Consider the following 20,667-nt stretch of genomic DNA (forward strand, 5'->3'; position numbering starts at 1 on the left):
GCCCGATCCTCCGGGTGGCGAAGGGGGAGGATCGGCAATGCGCGACCCGGGCGAGGAGGACGCCGGTGTGCTCGTGGGCGGCGACGCCTACGGCGGCGTCAAGCTCCCACCCGGACGGGCCCGCAGACCGCGCAGGAGCGCCAGGGCCCGCCGCCGCAACGTGATCGCCGCCGGCTTCCTGTCCACCTGCGTGCTGGTCACCACGGGCGTGGTGTGGGCGACCCCGCGGCAGATCGGCACCGTCGACGCGGGCGTGACCGCCTCGTCCCGCGGCGCCGAGAACATCCTGCTGGTCGGCGTCGACAAGCGCGACGACCTCAGCCGCCAGCAGCAGAACCTCCTCAAGCTCGGCCGCGAGGCGGGCCAGCGCACCGACACGATGATGGTGATCCATCTGTCGGAGGACCACAGCCGGGTCACCGTGGTGAGCCTGCCGCGCGACACCTGGACCACGATCCCCGGCAAGGGCGACCACAAGATCAACGCGGCCTACCAGTTCGGCGGCCCCAAGCTCACCAAGCAGACCGTCGAGGCCGCGACCGGGCTCCAGATCAACCGCTACATCGAGGTCAACATCCTCGGCTTCATCGGCGTCGTCGACTCACTCGGCGGCGTGACCGTCTGCACGCCGGTCCCGATCAACGACCCCAAGACCGGGCTCAACCTGCCCGCGGGCACCCACCAGTTGCAGGGCGCGCAGGCGCTCGGCTACGCCCGCACCCGCGCCACCGCCCGCTCCGACCTCGACCGCATCGACCGGCAGCAGCAGGTCATCTCGGCGCTGCTCAACCGGGCGCTGAGCGCCGACACGCTGGCCAACCCGGCCAAGCTGGCCTCGTTCGTCAACTCGACGCTGAGCACGGTCAAGGTCGACCCCGACGACGGGCTGGTGGGGCTGGTCACCCAGCTCAGGGACGTCTCGCTGCAGGACGTGAAGTTCGCCGAGGTGCCGCTGTCCGAGGTCGACTTCAAGGCGCCCACGGGCGAGTCGGCGGTGCTGTGGGACAAGAAGGCGGCCCGCGACCTGTTCACCAAGATCAACGCCGACCAGGATCCGGCCAGTCCCACCCCGGCCGCCAGCGCCACCCCCACCGTCACTCCGTCGAACAAGCCGTCCCCGGTCCCGCCCGGCAGCATCACCCTCAGCATCAAGAACGGCACGCTCATCAACGGCCTCGGCGCCCGCACCAGGACGGCACTCGTCGCATACGGCTTCAAGGTGCCCGGCCACCCAGGAAACACCAACAGGCACGACTACGAGAAGACCGTCGTGCGTTATGGAGAAGGGCAGGAGAACGCGGCGCGGACCGTGGCCGCCGCGATTCCCGGTGCGGAGCTGCGCAAGGTCGACATCGACGGCATCGAGTTGATCCTCGGCAGGGACCAGCCGAAAATCAAGCAACAAAAGCGCACAGTGGCCCCATCCGCCAAGCCGAGTGTTACACCCACCACTAAAACGGCAATGCAGAACATATGTAAGAAATAGTCATAACTTTCTGCGTTTCGGGCAGGTGAGGCCCATGGTGGTCAGGTATTGGCGGGAGGACCCCTGCGTCGTGCTGCATGTCGCCGGTGATCTCGACGTCGCGGGAGCTCCCCGGTTGCGGGCCGAGATCGAGCAGGCGATAGCCGCGGCCGACCCGCTCAACCTGGTCATCGACCTCACGGAGGTGCCGTTCTGCGACTCCGTGGGCCTCGGGGTGCTGGTGGCGACGCTCAACCGCGTACATGATCTGAACGGGCGCATGATGCTCGTGCTCGCGCCGGGCATGATCCGCCACCTGCTGACGATCACCAACCTCGACCGGCATTTCGAGACGAGCGAGTCCCTGAACGAGGCCTATACCGCGATGGGAAGAGCGGCCTGACGAACGGGGGGTGTGCGAGAACATGGTCATGTCATCTCGGGCACACCCCCCCGCGGGCCGCGTAGGCCGGCGGGAGAGCCCCCTCAGGTGTGGAGGCTTTCACGTTGTTCGACCAGTTCCCCGAGCCCGCGCGTTCCCAGCTCGTGGCCGCCTTCGACGAGGGCAGGACCCGGCCAGAGTGGTGCTTCGCGGGGGGTGGGGCGCGCCTCGCGTACTGGGCGCCCTTCGCCGGATCCGAGCCGCTGATCACCTGGCAGTTCGACCCCGGCCCTGATCCCGTCGTCGCCGCCGGGCTGCTGCGCGACAGCCTGCGCGCGATGGGGCTGACGAAGGTGATCCACGACATCTCGCTCAAACCCGGCCTGACCCCCGCCGTCGATCGCGCCGTCGAACACGAGGCGCTGACCCTGGCCGGGTTCGCGATGGAGGTCGAGCGGCTCATGCTCGAATGGGCGGCGGGCACCGGCGTCCCCGCGGACCCGGGCCGCCTCACCTACCGCCCGGCGCGCCGGATGGACTTCGCCGAGGTGATCGACCTCCTCGTACGCGTCTCCGACGGCTCCCTCGACTACGACACGCAGGTCGAGGTGGCCACGATGGGCGCCGAGCACGAGGCCCGATGGATGTACGACGACCTGGTCAGCCGCAAGGCCAAACCGGACTGGTTCGTGATCGGATACCTGGGCGACTCCCCCGTCGGCCTGGTGGCGCCCGACGACCACTCCATCGCCTACATCGGCGTCGTCCCCGAGCACCGCGGCCGCGGCTACGTCAACGACCTCCTGGCCAGGGGCACCGCGACGCTGGCCGAGGCCGGCCTGCAGCGCATCGTCGCGGCCACCGACGTCGCGAACGTACCGACCGCCCAGGCCTTCCTCCGTGCTGGATACTCAGAAGTCGGCCGGTTGTTCCGCTATTACTGGAGGGCTTCGTGAGGCTGGGAGTCATGTTCGACCGGGGGCTGCCGCCCGAGCAGCTCATCCCGTTCGCCAAAGCGCTCGACGAGACGACCGTCGACGACCTCTGGGTGGTGGAGGACCTGGGCTGGACGGGCGGCGTCTCCGCCGCCGCCACGGCGCTCGCCGTCACCTCCCGCCTGCGGGTCGGCATCGGCATCACGCCCGCTCCCCTGCGCAACCCGATGCTGCTGGCGATGGAGCTGGGCAATCTCGCCCGCGTGCATCCCGGACGGCTGGCGGCGGGCATCGGCCACGGCGTCACGGACTGGATGCGCCAGGTCGGCGCCGCCCCGCCCTCGCCGCTGGCCCTCCTGGAGGAGACCATCACGTCCGTACGCGCGCTGCTGCGCGGCGAGACGGTCACCCTGCACGGCAGGGCGGTCCATCTCGACGGGGTGTCCCTCGTGCATCCGCCGGCCGTGCCGCCGCCCGTGCTGGCCGGGGTGAAGGGGCCGCGTTCGCTGGCGTTGTCGGGCCGCGTCGCGCAGGGCACGATCGTTCCCGAGGGTGTCGGGCCCGCACAGATGCCGGGGATCATGAAGCAGATCGGCGGCTCCCCCGACCACGAGCTGGTGGTCTTCACCTATCTCCACACGGGGCCGGGCACCGCGGAGGCCACCGGTCACATGGTGGCCTGGCAGGCCGAGTTCCTCGGGATCGCGCCCGAGGACGTGGTGATGGCGGCGGGCACCCCGGAGGAGGCCGCGGCGCAGGTCAAGAGCCTGTGGGCGGCGGGGGCCGAGACGGTGACGGTGCGGCCGATCGGCTCGGACCCGCTGTCCCACGTCACAGCGCTGCTTTCAGCCCTCTGAGACGGGTGGTGGGGACGGGCACGACGCCGGTGACCGTCCCCTCGTTCTACTGCCAGACCGCGGCGTACGTGCCGTTCTCGGCGTTCACCTGGACGGGGTAGAGACCCTTGCGCTTGAGGTCGTTGAAGCGCTTCTGGTAGCCGGAGGCGCTCATGCCGGTGTATTCGGCCCAGGACGTGCGACCGTCCTTGCGCCACACCGCCGAGTACGTGCCGTCGGGCGCCACCGCGACCTTGACCGGCCGGAAGCCCTGCTTCTTCTTGGCGTTGAAGTACGCCTGGTGCGCGGCGCTGGACTTGCCGTACGAGTAGTACCAGGCGCCGCCGGGGTTGGCGGTCCACACGCCCACGTAGCGGATGTCGCCGGGGGTGCCGTACGCGTCGACGGAGCTCAGCGCGAGCCCCTTCTTGGCGAAGTCCTTGTTGGCCGCGCCGAAGGCGTCGGGGGTGAGGTTCGACTTGGTGTAGAACCTGCCGCTCTTCTTCTCGAAGATGGCGGCGAACACGACCGAGTCACCCGATCCGGTGGCCGAGACGGAGACCGGCTGCGCGCCGGTCTTCAGAGCCGCGTCGAACCGCTGCTGGAACTCGGCGGGAGACATGCCCTGCCAGATGCCCCATTCGGTCGACGACCCGTCCTTGACCCACACGGCCGCGTACCGCTCGCCGTCCGAGACGTTCACCGTGATCGGGCGATAGCCCTGGCTCTTGAGCTGATGGACCCGCTGCACGCTCTGGGCGGCGGTGGCGCCGTGGTAGGCGTACCAGGCCGGGGCCGCCTGAGCGCCGGCCGCCGGGGCCACCGCGAGTGCCGGCGCGGCGGCGCCGGCCAGCACGGATGTGATGATCGCGATCTTCTTCGTGGTCCGCATGACCCTCCCATGCAGGATTTTTTTACTCAATTTTTGGCAAGGAACGACCTTAACAGCATTTAGTGACCGTCCTCTGACTGACCGACGCGGGACCTCGGCGAGGGTCAGCCGATCTTCTCGAACGGGGTGGGGGTCCGGCCGGTCCAGCGGTGGAGCTGGGCGTGACCGGTGTGCTTGGTGACGCCGTCCTCCGTGACCGTGCCGGCCTTGGAGGCGTAGTAGCGGCCACCTCCGAGCGAGATCAGGCCGTACTCACCGGCGAACTCCCACCCGCGGACGCCCGACTCCGCGTGCTCGAGCCCGCCGGGCGCCAGCGTGAGCAGGTCGCCCTGCTCGGGCTCCGGCTGCCCCACGAGCTCACCCTTCTTGGGCCGCTCGGCGGCGTTCACCATGAAGAAGGAGTAGTTGGGGAACTGCGGCTTCTCCCCCTTGTAGACCGCCATCATCCAGTTGCCGGTGTAGTCGTCGTATTCGAGGTTCTGGACGCCGTACGTGGTGTTGCCGGTGTAGGCGAAGTATTTCCCGTCGACCTTCTCGGGGCCGCTGGTGTGCGGGGCGCTCTCGGTGAGCGGCTGCTCGTACTTCTTCCACCGCTGGACGTCGTACTGGAGGACGACCTGGTAGTCGTTGTCCTGGCGGCCGACGTTGGAGTAGATGCCGTACGCCACGGTCAGCTTCTGCTCACCGTGCTTCTTGCCGAACTCCGGCCCGAACGCCACGCCGTCGATGCCGCTGCACCCGTACCGGTGGTCGGGGGTTTCCGCGATGTTGCCGTCGAACTTCCCGTCCCCGTTCATGTCCGCCACGTAGTCGGCCACGACCTCCTTGAGGTAGACCGTCTTGACCACGTCCGTGGTCTGGGCGTCCATGTTCATGCTGGTGATGCGGTCGACGTCGAAGATCGCGATGTAGAACGACTCCTGCTCCTTGTACTCCAGGGAGCCGTACACCCGGCCGTCCTTGGCGTTGAAGTCCAAGTCGCCGAGGTGCCCGGTGAAGCCCGTCACCGACCCCACCGGGTTGCCCTGGAGGTCCGTCTTCACCAGGACGTTGGTGAAGGAGAAGTACATGAACCCCTTGCGCTGATCAATGGCGATCCCCTGGACATGCCCTTCGGCCCAGGCGCCGCCGTAGATCTCCGTAGGGAGCTCCCGGGGACGGTCGGCGGGGGTGGCGGAGACGGATGAGGAGAACAGGGCGAGGCTGGCGGTGGCGGCGAGGGTGAGTGTCAGGACTTTGCGCATGGTGCAGCACCTGTCTTCGGTTAATGATCAGACCGAAACCAGACGCTATACCGGCCGAATGCCCCTGTCTGACAAAGCAGTGAACCGACCGTGAAATCCCACCAAACTACCCACCCGCCCCCACACCGCCGCACAACCGCTCAAGCCCCACCAGCATCTCCGCCGGATACAGAACCATACTTCTCAGAAGTACAGTTCTGTATTTCGCGCCCGGGATCGGGGCCGGGCAGGTGTCGCGGGGTCAGAGCTTGGAGATGTCGTACATGTTGCCGCCCGGCTGGAGGGTGTTCGCCAGGGTGGCGGCCGCGATGGTGTGGGAGCCGCCGGTGGGCTTCCACGGGTCATAGACGGTGATGGTGCCGGTCAGCTTGTTGTAGCCATACGCGATGATCGCGTGACCGACCTCGGTGCCCTTGACCTTGCCCTTGTTCCAGGGCAACTGCTCCATGTACACCGCGATCACCGGCGCCCGGTGCAGGTCGCCGATGTCCTCCGACACCCGCTTCATGAGTACGAGCGCGTTGCCGTCCGCGTCGGTGGGGATCGTGTACTTGTAGCCCTTCGACTTGACGTACGCGTTGAGCACCGGCACGGCGTTCGCACCCTTGGTGCCGCCGGAGGAGGTGGTCTTCATCTTCTTGGCCAGGGTCGACTGGCTGACCTTGATGCCGAAGCTCGACAGGCTCATCGAGGACGAGGCCGGCACGCAGTAGTAGTTCGTCGACTGCCGCTGGCCCTTGAGGCTGAGCTGGTACTTCACGGGGGTGAGCAGGCCCTTGGGCGTCGCGGTGGCGACCGGGGTCGACCTGGGGCTCGCGGTCGGGGCGGGGGTGCCGGGTGAGGCGTGGGCCGGTGTCGGACCGGTCAAGCACAGGGTGCTCGCGGTGATGGTCGCGGTGAGGGCGATGCCGGTTCCCGCCCCGAAGTTCTTCACTTGATCACTCCACAAAATGCACTACATGACGCCAGGAAGTCAGAAACCCTAGTGAGGTTGGTCAAGTTTGTGCAACAAGGAGCTAACGGTGCTCGTGGGACGCAAGGCACTCCACCCGGGAGGGCTTGTCGGCCCATCGCCAGAGCTCGCGACCCGGCTCTCCCAATCTTCGAGGGGCAGTCGCCTGGGGGACCGCATCAACCGATCGGTGGATTCCGGATTCAGCCGTACCAGCGGCGGATGATAGCCGGGCGGGCGATTCGGATGAGGGCCTGCCCGGCCGAGTCTTGGTGCATGGCAGTCATCGAGGTGAACGGCCTCATCAAGAGGTACGGCGAACCACCGGTGGTGAACGAGGTGTCCTTCTCTGTGGAGCAGGGCGAGATCTTCGGCATCCTCGGGCCGAACGGGGCGGGTAAGACGACAACCGTGGAGTGCGCCGAGGGATTACGGCGGCCCGACTCGGGACTGATCAGGGTGCTCGGGCTGGACCCGGTCAGGGACCGGCGGGAGCTGAGCCACCAGGTCGGCGTGCAGCTGCAGGAGTCGCTCCTGCCGGAGAACATCAAGGTGTGGGAGGGGCTCGACCTGTACGCCTCCTTCTACCGCGCGCCCAAGGACTGGCGAGCGTTGCTGAAGGAGTGGGGGCTGGCCGACAAGCGCGATTCCAGGTTCGGCACCTTGTCCGGCGGGCAGAAACAGCGTTTGTTCATCGCCCTGGCGCTGGTGGGCGACCCGAAGGTGGTCTTTCTCGACGAGCTGACCACAGGGCTGGATCCGGCCGCCCGCCGGGGCACCTGGGAGCTGATCAAGCGGATTCGAGCGACAGGCGTGACGGTCGTCCTGGTGAGCCACTACATGGACGAGGTCGAGGAACTGTGTGACCGAGTCGCTGTCTTCGACCGGGGGCGGATCGTCGCGCTGGACACCCCCGCGGGCCTGATCTCGGCCGTGGACGCCGACCAGCAGCTACGATTCCGGCCGCTGGCGCCCTTCGACGACGCGGTCCTGACGGGGGTGCCGGGAGTGGTGTCGGTGACCCGCTCCGGCGATCGGGTGATCGTCGCGGGCCGCGGCGACTTCGCCGGCGCGGTGACCTCCGCGCTTGCCCGTGACCGTGTCCCGGTGGCCGAGCTGCCGGTCGAGCAGCACACGCTCGACGACGCCTTCGTCGCCCTGACCGGCCGCGCCTTCGGCACCGAGGAGATCTGATGATCGGCTTCGCCAAACTCGCCAAGGTGGAATCCAAGCTGCTGCTGCGCGACCCAGGCGCGATCTTCAGCATGGCCGTCCCGCTCTTCATCCTGGTGATCTTCGGTAGCGGGACCAGTCCGGGGGACACCGCGCTGCCCTCGATGTCGATGACGATCGCGGTCGGGCTGGTGGGGCTCTACATGGTGCCCACCACCCTGGCCACTTATCGGGAGCGGGGCATTCTGCGCAGGCTGTCCACCACGCCGGTCAGCCCAGGCGCCCTGCTGAGCGTGCAGCTGATCCTCCAGCTCGTCTTCGCGGTGCTCGCCTCGGCGGTGCTCGTCGCGGTCTCGGTGGTGGTCTTCCAAGCGGCCGTGCCCGCCCGCGCCGTGGCGATGGTGTCCGCCTTCTTGCTGGGCACCTCGGCGATCTTCGCGGTCGGTCTGCTCATCGCCGCGATCGCGGCGAGCGGACGCGCCGCCAACGGGATCGGCGTGCTGCTTTACTTCCCGCTGGCCTTCCTCGGCGGCGTGATGCAGCGGCCAAGTGCGCGCGCCGTCCGATCCGCTGAGCGCCCGAGAACTGGAGGTGCTCACGCTGATCGCCCGCGGCTCCACCAACCGCGACGCCGCCTACCGCCTGTTCATCAGCGAGGCCACCGTGAAAAGCCACCTGCTGCACATCTACGCCAAGCTCGGCGTCAACGACCGCGCCGCGGCCGTCGCGGTGGCCTTCGAGCGAGGGCTCTTCAGCCGGTCCTGATGAGGCTCAGCGGACGCAGGTCGTCGCACTGCGGGCGGCGCTGCGCGACCTGCTGCAGACGCTGGTCGAGCCGTGCGACCAGCCTCCTCGGGGCGGCCGTGGTGGCCGCCCCGGAAGGGCTGATTCCGACCGATGGATCCGGACTTCTCCTGAGCCATCGTCAGCACGTCGCGAAACGCTGGAAGCCTACGCTCTGCTCAGTCGTAGTAGCGGTCGCGGTAGCGGCGACGGCGACGGCGACGGCCGTACCTGTCGCGGTAGCGGTAGCGGTACCGGTCGCGGTAGCGGCGGCGAGGTGGAGGTTGAAGTGCGATCATAGGTCCGTACATAGACGACTCCTTTCTGATTCGCACTCGCACGCGGCGATTGCGGTTGCCAATCCATCATTGGCACCCACGTCGGAGCACGTCCAGACGGGCCGACCCGAACTAGGCGATGTGATGCATATCCCATTCTCGGACGTGACCAGCCGCTTGCGACAGCGCCAATCCACGCGCCGCCAGATTACCTCTGAAATGCGGATACATTGGATGCAGAGTCAACTGAATTGACCCGTTATATTCTCTTGCGAATGTTTCACCGGAAGGGATAATCACCGTTTCATCATGCCGGTCGGCTGCCGCGTTGATCGTCGATGGCGAGCTCACCGGGTCGCCAGACGACCCGAAGCCGGTGATGGTCCAGCAAGCCGCGTAGATGTCCCAGGAGCAGGCGCGGTTGGCACACACCGTGAACCGGCGCCGCTGCCACGATCTCCTCAGCGGACAGGCCGGAGAGGTGATCCTTGAGCCACGCCAGTCGCGCCGACCAGGCGCCGGTCTCCCTTCGCTGGCATTCCGAACTCCTGATCGTCGTTCTCGCCTGGCAATTCCGGTGGCATCATCGAAATCGTACCAATGATACTTGCATTGATACCGGATGACTTATATCATTGATACATGCACGCACGAACCACCGGCGACGCCACCCCTGCCCCCGCGTCGGAAGCCGCGGCCGGCGGGCGGGAACTCATCCGCCGGCACGTGATCGAGGCCGCCGCAGACCTCCTCGCGCGTGAGGGGCGCGAAGCGGTCACCACCCGTGCGGTCGCGGCGGCGGCCGGGGTGCAGCCACCGGCGATCTACCGCCATTTCGCCGACATGGACGGGCTGCTCGAGGCGGTGGCCGAGCACGGCTACGCCACGTTCCTCGCGGCCAAGCAAGTCGACGCCCATCCGGACGACCCGGTCGAGGACCTTCGCGCGGGCTGGGACCTCGCCGTCGAGTTCGGGCTGGCCAACCCCGCGCTGTACGCACTGATGTACGGCGAACCAAAGCGCGGCACGACGTCGGCCGCGTTCCGGGCCGGCATGGAGATCCTCGTGGGGCGCATCCGCCGCCTCGCCGCGGGCGGCTGGCTCCGCGTCGACGAGAAGCTCGCGGCCGCCCTCATCCACGCGACCGCGCGCGGCGCGGTGCTCACCTGGCTGTCGCTACCCGACGACCAACGCGACCCGGCCCTGCTGACCACCCTGCGCGAATCGATGATCGCCGCCGTCACCAACGAGAAGCCCGCCGTGCAGGACGCGGGCCCCGCCGGTGCCGCCCGAGCCCTACGTGCCGCGCTGCCCGAGCAGACCACGCTGAGCAGTGGCGAGCAGCACCTCCTCGGCGAATGGCTGGACCGCCTCGCCGCCGATGGATAGCACGAGCGCCATCACGAGCTTCGACCCCTGCTCAAGCATCCACGAGGAGACGTCGTGATCGTCATCACCACTCCCACCGGCCAGATCGGTGCCCAGGTCCTGGACAGAATCCTGGCAGGCGACGAGTCCGTCCGCGTGATCTCGCGCGACCCGTCCCGTCTCACAGCCGAGACCCGAGGGCGCGTCGAGGTGGTCCAGGGGTCACACGACGACCCCGACGTGGTCACCGAGGCGTTCGAAGGCGCCGACACCGTGTTCTGGGTGGTGCCCCCGAACATGCAGGTCCAGAACGTCGTGGACTACTACGTGGACTTCAGCACGCCGGCGGCCGAGGCGATCGGGGCCCAGGGCGTCAAGCGCGTGGTGGCCGTGTCGAGCCTCGGTCGTGAGTCCGGCGAGCTCGCCAAGCGCGCCGGGCACCTGTCCGCGGCATTCGCGATGGACGACTTGTTCGAGGCAACGGGCGTGGGCTACCGGGCGCTGCGCATGCCGTTCTTCAAGGAGAACCTGCTCGGACAGGTCGAGGCGATCAAGAACCAGGGCGTGTTCTTCCTAACCAACGCCGCCGACCGACCGCTCGCGACCTGCGCGTCCCCGGATGTCGCCGCCGCAGCCGCCATGCAGTGGTGGAGGTGGAGCGGACGGTGAACAAGTACGGCTCGGTCAGCCTGGCCGGCCGCTATCTGCTGGCGGCCGAGATCCTGGGCGGGCGCCGGGTCACCATCCGGATCGAGGAGAAGACGCCGATGTTCCTCGACCCCGACACCCGCCAGCTGCTGCGCGCCCGGCCGAACCCGCTGATCTGGGCCAAGTGCCTGCACTGCGCGGCGCCCGCCCCGCCGAACCGCCTCCGGTCCCGCAGCGGTCACCGATCACGGTGCAGCGCCGCGCCAACTCCTTCGGCGTCATCATGGTCGCCCTGCAGACCATCTCCCTCGGCCGCCTGCACGCCGACCAGGTCGTCACCGTGCACGTCAGCGACACCACGCTGACCATCGACCTGGACGACGGCCCGCGCACCGTGCACCGCACCACCGACCTACCGGTCCGCAGCGTCAAAGCCCATCGACCCCGCAAGGTCGACCAGGTTTCCTAGATCACCTGTCGTGGATGTCCTGGGACAGAAACGTCAGGCATCTCTCTGCGAGAGCGACCCAGAATCCGCCACTCTGATCGAGAGGCCATCGACCGGCTTGCAGAGATCGGCCCAGCTCTCGGACGTCCGTTGGTGGACACCCTCATAGACGGCGACATGAGCAACCTCAAGGAGCTTCGGCCAGGCTCGCGGAAGCGAACCGAGATTAGAATCGTTTTCGTCTTCGATCCGGACAGGGAAGCCACCTTCCTTGTAGCCGGCGACAAGGCCGGCAGATGGTCGCGCTGGTACGAGGAGGCGATCCCATTGGCCAAAGCACGCTACGCCGAGTACCGCGCCGCGAAGTCGGCTGAGACGAAGAGGGAGGACAAGCGATGAGCCCAGGACGCAACTGGCGTGAGGTCAAGGCGGAAGCGCACCGGTTGTACCCCGAACTGGCCGACCCGCAGCGGCAGGCTATCGCCGATGCGCAACTGGATGCCTACGTCGCCGGCCACCATCTGAAGGAGCTGCGCAAGTCTGTCGGCAAGACGCAATCCGAGGTGGCGGCTGCGCTTGGGATCTCACAAGCACGCGTCTCTCAGATCGAAAACGGTGATCTGGACTCGATGGAACTCGAGACCATCCGCGCTTACGCAGTTGCTCTCGGTGGCCACGTCGATGTGACGATCAGCGTCGGACCTCACTCGGTACGGGTCGCTTGACCATGAAGCCGACCGTCGATCGGCATGCGACGTCCCTCGGCCTCTGGCGTTGTAGGTGATCCGTCCTGTGGTTCGAATAGCCAGAGCCCGACACTCTGCTCCGTCCTGACCGCACACGTACCCAGGTCGGCCAACTCCGCTGGACTCGGCACGGACGAACACCAGGGAGGCTGCCCCAGAGCCCTCCAAGAACGCTGCGTCAGCGAGAGTGTGCAGTAGTCCTGATGAACGAAGAAGTTCAAGATCACGGAACAGGGACGGAACAGGCGGACACCGGGGGCCAGCCAGCGTTTCAGCGGACCCGGCCTACCCCCCAGGAGAGCCGGGTTTCCGCACGTCAACGTCTACTTCAACAGCTGTCGGGCCATGACCATACGCTGGATCTGGTTGGTGCCCTCGTAGATCTGGGTGATTTTGGCGTCGCGCATCATGCGTTCCACCGGGAAGTCCCTCGTGTAGCCGTAGCCGCCGAGCAACTGCACCGCGTCCGTGGTGATCTCCATGGCCGCGTCGGAAGCCGCGCACTTCGCCGCGCTCGACAGGAACGTCAGGTCCTTCTGGGACTCCCCGTGCATCGCGCGCTCCGACTTCGCCGCCGCGTGGTACGTGAGCTGCCGCGCCGCCTCCAGTTTCATGGCCATGTCGGCGATCATGAACTGCAGGCCCTGGAAGTCGGCCACCGGGCGGCCGAACTGCCTGCGTTCCTTGACGTAGCCGATCGCGAAGTCCAGCGCTCCCTGCGCGATGCCGAGCGCCTGGGCGGCGATGGTGATGCGGGTGTGGTCGAGGGTCGCCAGGGCCGTTTTGAAGCCGGTGCCCGGCTCGCCGATCATGCGGCCGGCGGGAATGCGTACGTTGTCCAGGATGACCTGGCGGGTGGGCGAGCCCTTGATGCCGAGCTTCTTCTCCTTGGGGCCGAAGGAGACGCCCTCGTCGGACTTCTCGACGACGAAGGCCGAGATGCCGCGCGCCCCGGCCACCGGGTCGGTCGCCGCCATCACCGTGTAGTACTCCGAGATCCCGGCGTTGGTGATCCACATCTTGGTGCCGTCGAGTACGTAGGAGTCGCCGTCCGCCACCGCCCTCGTCTTCATCGCGGCGGCGTCCGAACCCGCCTCGGGCTCCGACAGCGCGTACGAGAACATCGCCTCCCCGCCGGCCACGGGCGCCAGGTAGCGGGACTTGAGCTCCTCCGAGGCCGAGAGCAGGAGCGGGACCGTGCCGAGCTTGTTGACGGCGGGGATCAGAGAGGACGACGCGCAGGCGCGGGCCACCTCCTCGATCACGATCACCGTGGCCAGCGCGTCCGCCCCGGCGCCTCCGTACTGCTCAGGCACGTGTACGGCGTGCAGGTCCGCCGCCACGAGTGCCTTGTAGACCTCCCAGGAGAACTCCTCGTTCTCGTCGGCCGCCGCCGCGTGCGGGGCGATCTTCTCGTCGGCCACGGCGCGGACCGTCTCGCGCAGCATGTCGTGCTCTTCGGCGGGCGCGTAAAGGGGAAAGCTCATGCGTCGAATACTAGGACGTCCGACCATCTTGTTACCAGTCAGTACGGTTTGCGAAGAGTTGCAGGTGGCACGAAGGAGGTAGCGAGGAGCCGGTAGCATTCCTGCGCGATCGAAAGGAGCCCGCTCGTGCCATATCGCCTCACGATGATTGGGACCGGATACCTGGGTATCACGCATGCCGCGTGCATGGCTGACCTGGGATTCGAAGTCCTCGGCCTCGACATCGACGCCGACAAGATCCACCGGCTCAACAGCGGTGAGCTCCCGATCCACGAGCCAGGTCTCGAGGCCGTGCTCCGCCGTGGGCTCGACTCCGGCCGCCTTCGCTTCACCACCTCGTACGAAGAGGTCGCTGCTTTCGGTGACGTGCACTTCGTCTGCGTCGGCACACCGCAGAAACGCGGCGAGTACGCCGCGGACGTCACGTACATGGACAACGCCATCGAGTCCCTCGCCCCGCTCCTCGACCGGGAGTGCCTGGTCGTCGGCAAGTCCACCGTCCCGGTCGGCACCGCGGAGCGGCTCTCCGACAAGCTCGTACGCCTGGCTCCCGCCGGAGTCGAGGTCGAACTGGCCTGGAACCCGGAGTTCCTGCGGGAGGGATTCGCCGTTCAGGACACCTTGCGCCCGGATCGCATCGTGCTCGGCGTTCGTACCGAACGAGCGGAGAAGATGCTGCGTGAGGTTTATGAGCCGCTGGGCGACGTGCCGATCGTGGTGACCGACTTCGCGACGTCCGAGCTGGTCAAGACGGCCGCCAACGCCTTCCTGGCCACCAAGATCTCCTTCATCAACGCCATGGCCGAGGTGTGCGAGGCGGCCCACGCCGACGTCACTCAGCTCTCCGAGGCCCTGTCGTACGACGACAGGATCGGGGGCCGTTACCTGAACGCGGGCCTCGGCTTCGGCGGCGGCTGCCTGCCCAAGGACATCAGGGCGTTCATGGCGCGGGCCGGCGAGCTGGGAGCTGACCAGGCGCTGACGTTCCTGCGCGAGGTGGACGCGATCAACATGCGGCGCCGGGCCCGCATGGTTGACCTGGCCAGGGAGCTGGCCGGCGGGTCCTTCCACGGGTGCACCGTGGGCGTGCTCGGTGCGGCGTTCAAGCCGAACTCGGACGACATCCGCGACTCGCCCGCTCTCGACGTCGCCGTCACGATCGGCCACCAGGGCGGACAGGTCACCGTCTACGACCCCATCGCGCTCGACAACGCTCGTAAGGCTCATCCCGAGCTCAACTACGGCGAGTCGGCCGTCGCGGCGGTCCGGGGGGCACACGTGGTGCTGGTGCTCACGGAGTGGCAGGAGTTCGTGGAGCTCGACCCGGAGCAGCTGGGCGCCGTCGTCGCGACCCGGCGCATCGTGGACGGCCGCAACGCGCTGAACGCCGAGATCTGGCGCTCCGCCGGCTGGCACTACCGCGCCCTCGGCCGCCCATAGCCGAACCACCCGTCTACTGCAGGTGCCGGACCCACTGGGTGAGCAAGGGGCGGTAGCCGCGGCGGGCCCAGAACGGGGTCGACAGCGGGTTCGGCAGGGCGTGGTGGAGGACGGACCAGGCCGCCCCCGAGGCCGCCGCGTGTCCGTGGGCGGTCTCGGTGAGCGCCGTGCCCATGCCCCGGCCCCGTACGGACGGGTCGACGTACATGACGCTCAGGTACGCGGCAGGCCCCGCGTTCAGGGACCGCGCTATCCAGCCGGATCGCTCCGGCGGCTGCATGATGAGGCACCCGGCCACCCGGCCGCCCGCCTCCGCCACCCAGCACCACTCCAGCGGCAGGACCTCCCCCGCCACCAGCTCGCGCAGCCGCGCCGGGGTCGACGGCCGCACGGCCACCCAGCCGAACTGCGCGTCGTACGCCACCAGCCCCTCGTACAGCTTCACCAGGGCGTCCAGGTCCCCCGCGGTGGCCGGGCGTACGCCGGGAACCGGCGCGGACCGCTGCCTGAGCGGGCGGACGGCGGTCACGGAGATGGGACCGAAGCCGCGCGTCGCCAGGGCCCTGACCGGAGCGGTGTCGCGACTCGGCCAGGAGACGGTCAGGGAGTGCCCGGGCCCGGTGCCGCGCAGGCCCGCCAGCCAACGGTCGACGAGCGCGCCGAGGGCGGCCTCGGGATCGGGGCCGCTGACGCGGGCTTGGAGCCGGTGGACGATCAGCGGGGACCAGGAGGCCCGCACGCTGCCGGGGTCGATCTGGTCCACGGTGACCACGCCGACGCCGCCGTGGGCCCGGATCGTCCGCTCCGGCCAGTCCGGCAGCTCGTCCTGGTCACCGGCCAGCGGATCCGCGGCCCGCACACGGGCCGAATGGCTCCTGATCACGTCCATCATCCCGGCACATTAGCGCCAGGCAGCCCGGTCAAAGAAGGGCTTCAGAGCTCGGCGGCCTCGGCGCGCAGCTTCTCACCCTTGGCGTACGCCTGCTGCTTCAACCGCTCCTGGAACTCCACCATCCGCTCCCGCAGCCCGGGATCAGAAGCGGCCAGAATGCGTACGGCCAGCAGCCCCGCGTTACGGGCCCCGCCGACCGCCACCGTGGCCACCGGCACCCCGGCCGGCATCTGGACGATCGACAGCAGGGAGTCCATCCCGTCGAGGTACTTCAGCGGCACCGGCACCCCGATCACCGGCAGCGGCGTGACCGAGGCCAGCATGCCGGGCAGGTGCGCAGCGCCGCCGGCGCCCGCGATGATCACCTGGATGCCCCGGGAGGCGGCCTGGCGGCCGTATTCGATCATCTCGACCGGCATGCGGTGCGCCGAGACCACGTCGGCCTCGAACGTCACCCCGAACTCCGCCACCGCCTCCGCGGCCGCCTTCATCACCGGCCAGTCGGAGTCGCTGCCCATCACGATGCCGACCCGCGCGGTCATGTGTACTCCCCGGTGGTGAGGTAGACGACGGCGTGGCGGGCGCGGGCTCGCGTCTCCTCCAGGTCGGCGCCGAGTGCGGTCACGTGGCCGATCTTGCGGCCAGGACGCACCTCCTTGCCGTAGAAGTGCAGCTTGATGCCGGGGTCGTGGGCGAACACGTGCTCGTAACGCTTGAACAGGTCGGGATCGTCGCCGCCGAGGAGGTTGGCCATGACGACGACGGGGGCGGTCATCTCGGGGGAGCCGAGCGGCAGGTCGAGCACCGCCCGCAGGTGCTGCTCGAACTGCGACGTCGCCGAGCCCTCGATCGTCCAGTGCCCGCTGTTGTGGGGCCGCATGGCCAGCTCGTTGACCAGCAGCCCACCGGCCGTCTGGAACAGCTCCACCGCCAGCATCCCGGTCACGCCCAGCTCGTGGACGATCTGCAGGCCGATGCGCTGGGCCTGCGCGGCGTCCTCCTGGTCAAGCCCGGGCGCGGGCGCGAGCACCTCGACGCAGACGCCGTCCTGCTGCACGGTCTCCACGACCGGGTAGCTGACGCCCTGTCCGTGCGGTGAGCGGGCCACCAGCACCGCCAACTCCCGCTCGAACGGTACGAACGCCTCGGCCATCAACTCCACCCCGGACGCGAACGCCTCCGCTACGTCCTCCGGCGTCCGGCACACCCACACCCCGCGACCGTCGTAGCCGCCGCGAACCGTCTTCAGCACCACCGGCCAGCCGTGCTCGGCCGCGAAGGGCGCCACGTCCTCGGGTCCGGCCACCCGGGCCCAGGCCGGGCAGGGCACGCCGATCTCGGTCAGCCGCTCGCGCATGACCGCCTTGTCCTGCGCGTGCACCAGCGCGTCCGCGCCGGGGCGGACGGCGTGGCCGCCCGCGGCCAGTGCCCTGATGTGCTCGGTGGGCACGTGCTCGTGGTCGAACGTGATCGCGTCGCAGCCCTGGGCGAACTCGCGCAGGTCCGCGAGATCGCGATAGTCCCCGAGGCGCGTGTCGGGGATCACCCGCGCGGCGCTCTCGTCAGGGGCGCCCGCCAGCACCCGTAGCTCGACGCCGAGCGCGATGGCGGGCGGCTGCGTCATCCTGGCCAGCTGGCCCGCGCCGATGATGCCAACAACGGGGCCGATGGGATGATAGGAACTCACGCCAGGTGAGCTTACCGGGACGGAACGACTTCCCCGGCGCCGCGGTGGGCTGGGCAGCCGTTTCCCCGCGCCACGTTGGGCTGGGCGGCCGGATTCCCCTACGCCATGGTGGGCTGGGCAGCCGGATTTCCCTGGTGCCACGGTGGCTGGGCGGCCGTTCCGGGTCGCCTCAAGGGCACGACCGCCCAGCGTTCCGCACCGGGTTCGACATACCGCTTGGGCGCGATGCCCGGCGACGCGGGCTCGCCCGCGATCTGCACGCAGCGTAATGCCCACCTTCCCGAAATGCCGGGCATAGGGCGATATTCCTAGGGGTTCTTTGCGCGGTATGTTCTGGAGTCTGACACGGGACCAACATCATGCCCGCTACGCTGGGATCACAGAGCCAGTGCCAGAGCCGGACCGGCTCGACTACGGAAGGGACCCAGCAGAGACGTGAACTTCACCAAACGCCTCTACCAGCGGTTCGCCTCCCTGGTCCACGAGCTCGCCAAGTTCGGCAGCATCGGAGCAGTCGCGTTCGTCCTCGACACCGGCGTCTACAACCTGTTCCTGCTGGGGCTGGGGTGGGGGCCGATGACGTCCAAGGTCATCGCGACCACGATCTCGGCCACGTTCGCCTACGCGGGCAACCGCTTCTGGACGTTCCGGCATCGTGAGCAGAGCGGGCTGGGGCGCGAATATTTCCTGTTCTTCCTGCTCAACGGCATCGCGTTGCTCTTCGGCGTGCTGGTGATCGGCTTCACCAGCTTGACGCTCGGCCTGGACGACGGCCTCAGCCTCAACATCGCCAACTTCGTCGGCGTGGGGCTCGGCACCCTGTTCCGCTACTGGTCGTACAAGAAGTGGGTGTTCCTGGAGGCCACCACGCCGATCCCGGTGGAGCTGCCCGAATCCGGGGTCAGGCAGGACCGCTGACCGCACGCCTGCCCTCGTCGTCCTCCGCCGGGCGCAGGAAGACGGCGAACGTGGCCGGGCGATGCCTGATCAGCTCCAGCCGGCCACCGTCCGCGGCGGCCAACGCGCGGGCGAGCGTCAGGCCGAGGCCCGTGCCGCCGGCACCGCTGACGTTCCGCTCGAAGATCTTCGGGGCGATCTCGTCGGCGATCCCCGGGCCCTCGTCGGCCACCTCGATCACCACGTAGCTGTCACCGCAGGTGGTGGTGACGGTGACGGTGCCGCCGCCGTGGCGCAGGGAGTTCTCCAGCAGCGAGGCGACCACCTGGCCGACGCCGCCGGTGGTGGCCATCGCCTTGAGCCCGCGCTGGCCTTCGAGCAGCAGCGTACGGCCCGCGTCACGGAAGACCGGCCCCCACTCGGTCACCTGCTGGATGAGGATCTCGTCGAGCGCGACCGGCTCGGCCTGGGCCTGGCGCTGGCGGCGGGCCGCGGCCAGCAGCTCGTCGATCACGGCGGTGAGCCGCTCCGCCTGTACGATCGCCGCCTCCCCCTCCTCGCGTACGGTGTCCGGCTCGTCGGCGCCGGCGACGATCTCCTCCAGGCGCATGGTCAGGCCGGTCAGCGGAGTGCGGAGCTGGTGCGAGGCGTCGGTGGCGAACTCGCGCTCCCTGGTGAGCAGGTCGGAGATGCGGGTGGCGCTGCGGTCGAGCACCTGGGCCACCCGGTCGAGTTCCGGGATGCCGTAGCGGTGTTTGCTCGGCCGCGCGTCGCCTGAGCCCAGGCGCTCGGCGATCTTGGCCAGGTCCTGGAGAGGCAGCGTCAACCGGCGTGACTGCACGACGGCGAGACTCACGGCCACCGCCAGGGCGGCGACGGCCAGGGCCACGATGAGAAGCAGGCGAGCTCGTACATCCTGCTCGACCTGATCTCGGTCGCGACTTATCCGGACGTAGACGCCGGTGTTGGTCTGGGCATCCTCGGTCATCAGGTGACCGGACGGCGGCGCGGTGCCGACGACGGTCACCCTGAGAGGGGTTCCGCGTTCCCAGATCTGGATGTACCTGCCCGGGTACTTCTGTTCAAGTTGCTGAGGGTCGAGCGGGGTCTCCTGTACGCGGGCATACTCGACCTCTCCCACGAGTCGTTTCGCTTCCGCCCCAAGCTCTTGAGCCGCCTCGTCGACGATGAGGCGGCTGACGACGACGCCCAGGGGGACCCCCAGCAACAGGACCGCGATTACCGCGACGACCAGTGTGGAGGAGAGCAGTCGGCGGCGCATCTCCTACTCTCGTTCGAACCGGAAGCCGACTCCCCGGACGGTGGTGATGTAACGCGGCTTGGCGGCGTCGTCGCCGAGCTTGCGGCGTAGCCAGGAGATGTGCATGTCGAGAGTCTTGGTCGACCCCCACCAGTTCGTGTCCCACACCTCCCGCATGATCTGTTCGCGGGTGACGACCTTGCCGGCGTCGCGCACGAGCACGCGCAGCAGGTCGAACTCCTTGGTCGTCAGATGCAGCTCCTTCTCCCCCATCCAGGCTCGACGGGAGTCGGCGTCGATGCGGACGCCCTGGACGACCGGTGTCTCCGAGGTGCCGCGGCGCAGCAGTGCGCGTACGCGGGCGAGCAGCTCGGCGAGCCGGAACGGTTTCGTGACGTAGTCGTCGGCGCCGGCGTCGAGTCCGACGACGGTGTCGACCTCGTCGACGCGGGCTGTGAGTATGAGAACCGGGGTGCCGTGCCCCTCGGCACGGATCCGGCGGGCTACCTCCAGGCCGTCCATTTCTGGCAGCCCGAGGTCGAGAACAATAAGGTCGATGCCGCCCGACAAAGCCCTTTCCAAGGCTTGTGGGCCGTCGGGGCTCACCTCGACCTGATAGCCCTCGCGGCGTAGCGCACGCGCGAGTGGCTCGGAAATCGAGGTGTCATCCTCGGCTAGAAGTACGCAGGTCATGAAGCGATCGTAGGACCTTAGGCGATCGTTTCCCGGCCGCAGCGCGCGGTTTGACTCGTAGTTGACTTATCCATTGGCCTGGGCAAACTCAGCTAAATATCAATTAGTCAGGATTAAATCGCCACGATTGCCAGATCGAATTTCCGTGATCTTATGAACG

22 protein-coding genes and 2 pseudogenes are annotated in these 20,667 nt (G+C 68.3%); 14 read left to right on the forward strand and 10 right to left on the reverse strand.

Features of this window, described 5'->3' with window-relative positions; translation table 11 throughout:
- The first annotated feature begins 37 nt into the window (after nucleotides 1-37).
- The 4 genes from ITP53_RS13080 (at nucleotide 38) to ITP53_RS13095 (ending at nucleotide 3,639) form a co-directional block, all read left to right on the forward strand.
- A complete protein-coding gene (locus ITP53_RS13080; RefSeq protein WP_195895635.1) occupies nucleotides 38-1,486 on the forward strand; it encodes an LCP family protein in 1,449 nt (482 codons plus the stop codon).
- A 34-nt stretch (nucleotides 1,487-1,520) separates the two neighbouring features.
- Nucleotides 1,521-1,868: an STAS domain-containing protein gene (locus ITP53_RS13085; protein ID WP_195895636.1), complete on the forward strand. Its 348-nt coding sequence runs from the start codon at nucleotides 1,521-1,523 to the stop codon at nucleotides 1,866-1,868.
- Between the two features lie 89 nt (nucleotides 1,869-1,957).
- Nucleotides 1,958-2,803: a GNAT family N-acetyltransferase gene (locus ITP53_RS60235; RefSeq protein ID WP_195895637.1), complete on the forward strand. Its 846-nt coding sequence runs from the start codon at nucleotides 1,958-1,960 to the stop codon at nucleotides 2,801-2,803.
- Entirely contained in the window at nucleotides 2,800-3,639 is an 840-nt protein-coding gene (locus ITP53_RS13095) for an LLM class flavin-dependent oxidoreductase (RefSeq protein ID WP_328814392.1), read from the forward strand. Before ITP53_RS60235 ends, ITP53_RS13095 begins: the two co-directional genes overlap by 4 nt.
- Before the next feature lie 46 nt (nucleotides 3,640-3,685).
- Here ITP53_RS13095 and ITP53_RS13100 read toward each other — a convergent pair whose 3' ends face one another.
- From ITP53_RS13100 to ITP53_RS57335, 3 genes are all read right to left on the reverse strand, one after another.
- The gene (locus ITP53_RS13100; protein ID WP_195895638.1) at nucleotides 3,686-4,510 is read right to left on the reverse strand and encodes a hypothetical protein; all 825 of its coding nucleotides are present in this window, start codon (nucleotides 4,508-4,510) and stop codon (nucleotides 3,686-3,688) included.
- Nucleotides 4,511-4,614: 104 nt separating this feature from the next.
- Nucleotides 4,615-5,754: a hypothetical protein gene (locus ITP53_RS13105; protein ID WP_195895639.1), complete on the reverse strand. Its 1,140-nt coding sequence runs from the start codon at nucleotides 5,752-5,754 to the stop codon at nucleotides 4,615-4,617.
- A 241-nt stretch (nucleotides 5,755-5,995) separates the two neighbouring features.
- The gene (locus ITP53_RS57335; protein ID WP_195895640.1) at nucleotides 5,996-6,688 is read right to left on the reverse strand and encodes a C39 family peptidase; all 693 of its coding nucleotides are present in this window, start codon (nucleotides 6,686-6,688) and stop codon (nucleotides 5,996-5,998) included.
- A 294-nt stretch (nucleotides 6,689-6,982) separates the two neighbouring features.
- Here ITP53_RS57335 and ITP53_RS13115 point away from each other — a divergent pair, with 294 nt between their 5' ends.
- The 3 genes and pseudogenes from ITP53_RS13115 to ITP53_RS13125 form a co-directional block, all read left to right on the forward strand.
- Nucleotides 6,983-7,900 (forward strand): ABC transporter ATP-binding protein, encoded by a 918-nt coding sequence (locus ITP53_RS13115; protein WP_195895641.1) that lies wholly within the window; start codon nucleotides 6,983-6,985, stop codon nucleotides 7,898-7,900.
- 71 nt (nucleotides 7,901-7,971) lie between these two features.
- Nucleotides 7,972-8,364 (forward strand): annotated as a pseudogene (locus ITP53_RS13120) (ABC transporter permease); the annotation flags it as partial.
- Between the two features lie 58 nt (nucleotides 8,365-8,422).
- A pseudogene (locus ITP53_RS13125) lies at nucleotides 8,423-8,644 on the forward strand (response regulator transcription factor); the annotation flags it as partial.
- Between the two features lie 197 nt (nucleotides 8,645-8,841).
- Here the strand turns inward: ITP53_RS13125 and ITP53_RS59200 are convergent.
- Complete coding sequence (locus ITP53_RS59200) at nucleotides 8,842-8,973, reverse strand: hypothetical protein (protein WP_268961031.1); 132 nt, start codon at nucleotides 8,971-8,973, stop codon at nucleotides 8,842-8,844.
- 609 nt (nucleotides 8,974-9,582) lie between these two features.
- Between ITP53_RS59200 and ITP53_RS13130 the strand changes: the two genes are divergently transcribed.
- The 5 genes from ITP53_RS13130 (at nucleotide 9,583) to ITP53_RS13150 (ending at nucleotide 12,129) form a co-directional block, all read left to right on the forward strand.
- Nucleotides 9,583-10,329 carry a TetR/AcrR family transcriptional regulator gene (locus ITP53_RS13130; protein ID WP_195895642.1) on the forward strand — a complete coding sequence of 249 codons (747 nt, stop codon included), beginning with the start codon at nucleotides 9,583-9,585 and terminating at the stop codon, nucleotides 10,327-10,329.
- A gap of 54 nt (nucleotides 10,330-10,383) precedes the next feature.
- Nucleotides 10,384-10,977 carry an NAD(P)H-binding protein gene (locus tag ITP53_RS13135; protein ID WP_195895643.1) on the forward strand — a complete coding sequence of 198 codons (594 nt, stop codon included), beginning with the start codon at nucleotides 10,384-10,386 and terminating at the stop codon, nucleotides 10,975-10,977.
- A gap of 163 nt (nucleotides 10,978-11,140) precedes the next feature.
- On the forward strand, nucleotides 11,141-11,425 hold the full coding sequence (locus ITP53_RS13140) for a hypothetical protein (RefSeq protein WP_195895644.1): 285 nt from the start codon (nucleotides 11,141-11,143) through the stop codon (nucleotides 11,423-11,425).
- Between the two features lie 132 nt (nucleotides 11,426-11,557).
- Nucleotides 11,558-11,803: a type II toxin-antitoxin system RelE/ParE family toxin gene (locus ITP53_RS13145; protein WP_328814396.1), complete on the forward strand. Its 246-nt coding sequence runs from the start codon at nucleotides 11,558-11,560 to the stop codon at nucleotides 11,801-11,803.
- Entirely contained in the window at nucleotides 11,800-12,129 is a 330-nt protein-coding gene (locus ITP53_RS13150; protein ID WP_195895645.1) for a helix-turn-helix domain-containing protein, read from the forward strand. The genes ITP53_RS13145 and ITP53_RS13150 overlap by 4 nt, the downstream gene beginning before the upstream one ends.
- Before the next feature lie 344 nt (nucleotides 12,130-12,473).
- Here ITP53_RS13150 and ITP53_RS13155 read toward each other — a convergent pair whose 3' ends face one another.
- Complete coding sequence (locus ITP53_RS13155) at nucleotides 12,474-13,637, reverse strand: acyl-CoA dehydrogenase family protein (RefSeq protein ID WP_195895646.1); 1,164 nt, start codon at nucleotides 13,635-13,637, stop codon at nucleotides 12,474-12,476.
- A gap of 144 nt (nucleotides 13,638-13,781) precedes the next feature.
- Between ITP53_RS13155 and ITP53_RS13160 the strand changes: the two genes are divergently transcribed.
- The gene (locus ITP53_RS13160) at nucleotides 13,782-15,077 is read left to right on the forward strand and encodes a UDP-glucose dehydrogenase family protein (RefSeq protein WP_207755921.1); all 1,296 of its coding nucleotides are present in this window, start codon (nucleotides 13,782-13,784) and stop codon (nucleotides 15,075-15,077) included.
- A gap of 13 nt (nucleotides 15,078-15,090) precedes the next feature.
- Here the strand turns inward: ITP53_RS13160 and ITP53_RS13165 are convergent, their stop codons facing one another.
- From ITP53_RS13165 to ITP53_RS13175, 3 genes are read right to left on the reverse strand one after another with little or no spacing between them, the layout of a single operon-like run.
- Nucleotides 15,091-15,969, reverse strand: coding sequence for a GNAT family N-acetyltransferase (locus ITP53_RS13165; protein WP_195895648.1), 879 nt, complete (start codon nucleotides 15,967-15,969; stop codon nucleotides 15,091-15,093).
- A gap of 41 nt (nucleotides 15,970-16,010) precedes the next feature.
- Nucleotides 16,011-16,511, reverse strand: a complete 501-nt coding sequence (purE, locus tag ITP53_RS13170; protein ID WP_195895649.1) for a 5-(carboxyamino)imidazole ribonucleotide mutase — start codon at nucleotides 16,509-16,511, stop codon at nucleotides 16,011-16,013.
- On the reverse strand, nucleotides 16,508-17,656 hold the full coding sequence (locus tag ITP53_RS13175; RefSeq protein WP_195895650.1) for a 5-(carboxyamino)imidazole ribonucleotide synthase: 1,149 nt from the start codon (nucleotides 17,654-17,656) through the stop codon (nucleotides 16,508-16,510). The genes purE and ITP53_RS13175 overlap by 4 nt, the downstream gene beginning before the upstream one ends.
- Nucleotides 17,657-18,091: 435 nt before the next feature.
- On the opposite strand from ITP53_RS13175, the gene ITP53_RS13180 reads away from it, so the two are divergent.
- Complete coding sequence (locus ITP53_RS13180; protein ID WP_195895651.1) at nucleotides 18,092-18,574, forward strand: GtrA family protein; 483 nt, start codon at nucleotides 18,092-18,094, stop codon at nucleotides 18,572-18,574.
- Here the strand turns inward: ITP53_RS13180 and ITP53_RS13185 are convergent.
- Together ITP53_RS13185 and ITP53_RS13190 are read right to left on the reverse strand one after the other, a co-directional pair.
- A complete protein-coding gene (locus ITP53_RS13185; RefSeq protein WP_195895652.1) occupies nucleotides 18,558-19,835 on the reverse strand; it encodes an ATP-binding protein in 1,278 nt (425 codons plus the stop codon). The genes ITP53_RS13180 and ITP53_RS13185 overlap by 17 nt on opposite strands.
- A gap of 3 nt (nucleotides 19,836-19,838) precedes the next feature.
- Entirely contained in the window at nucleotides 19,839-20,507 is a 669-nt protein-coding gene (locus ITP53_RS13190; RefSeq protein WP_043620820.1) for a response regulator transcription factor, read from the reverse strand.
- Between the last annotated feature and the right edge of the window lie 160 nt (nucleotides 20,508-20,667).

It is taken from the genome of Nonomuraea cypriaca, assembly GCF_015645445.1.
Lineage (GTDB): Bacteria > Actinomycetota > Actinomycetes > Streptosporangiales > Streptosporangiaceae > Nonomuraea > Nonomuraea cypriaca.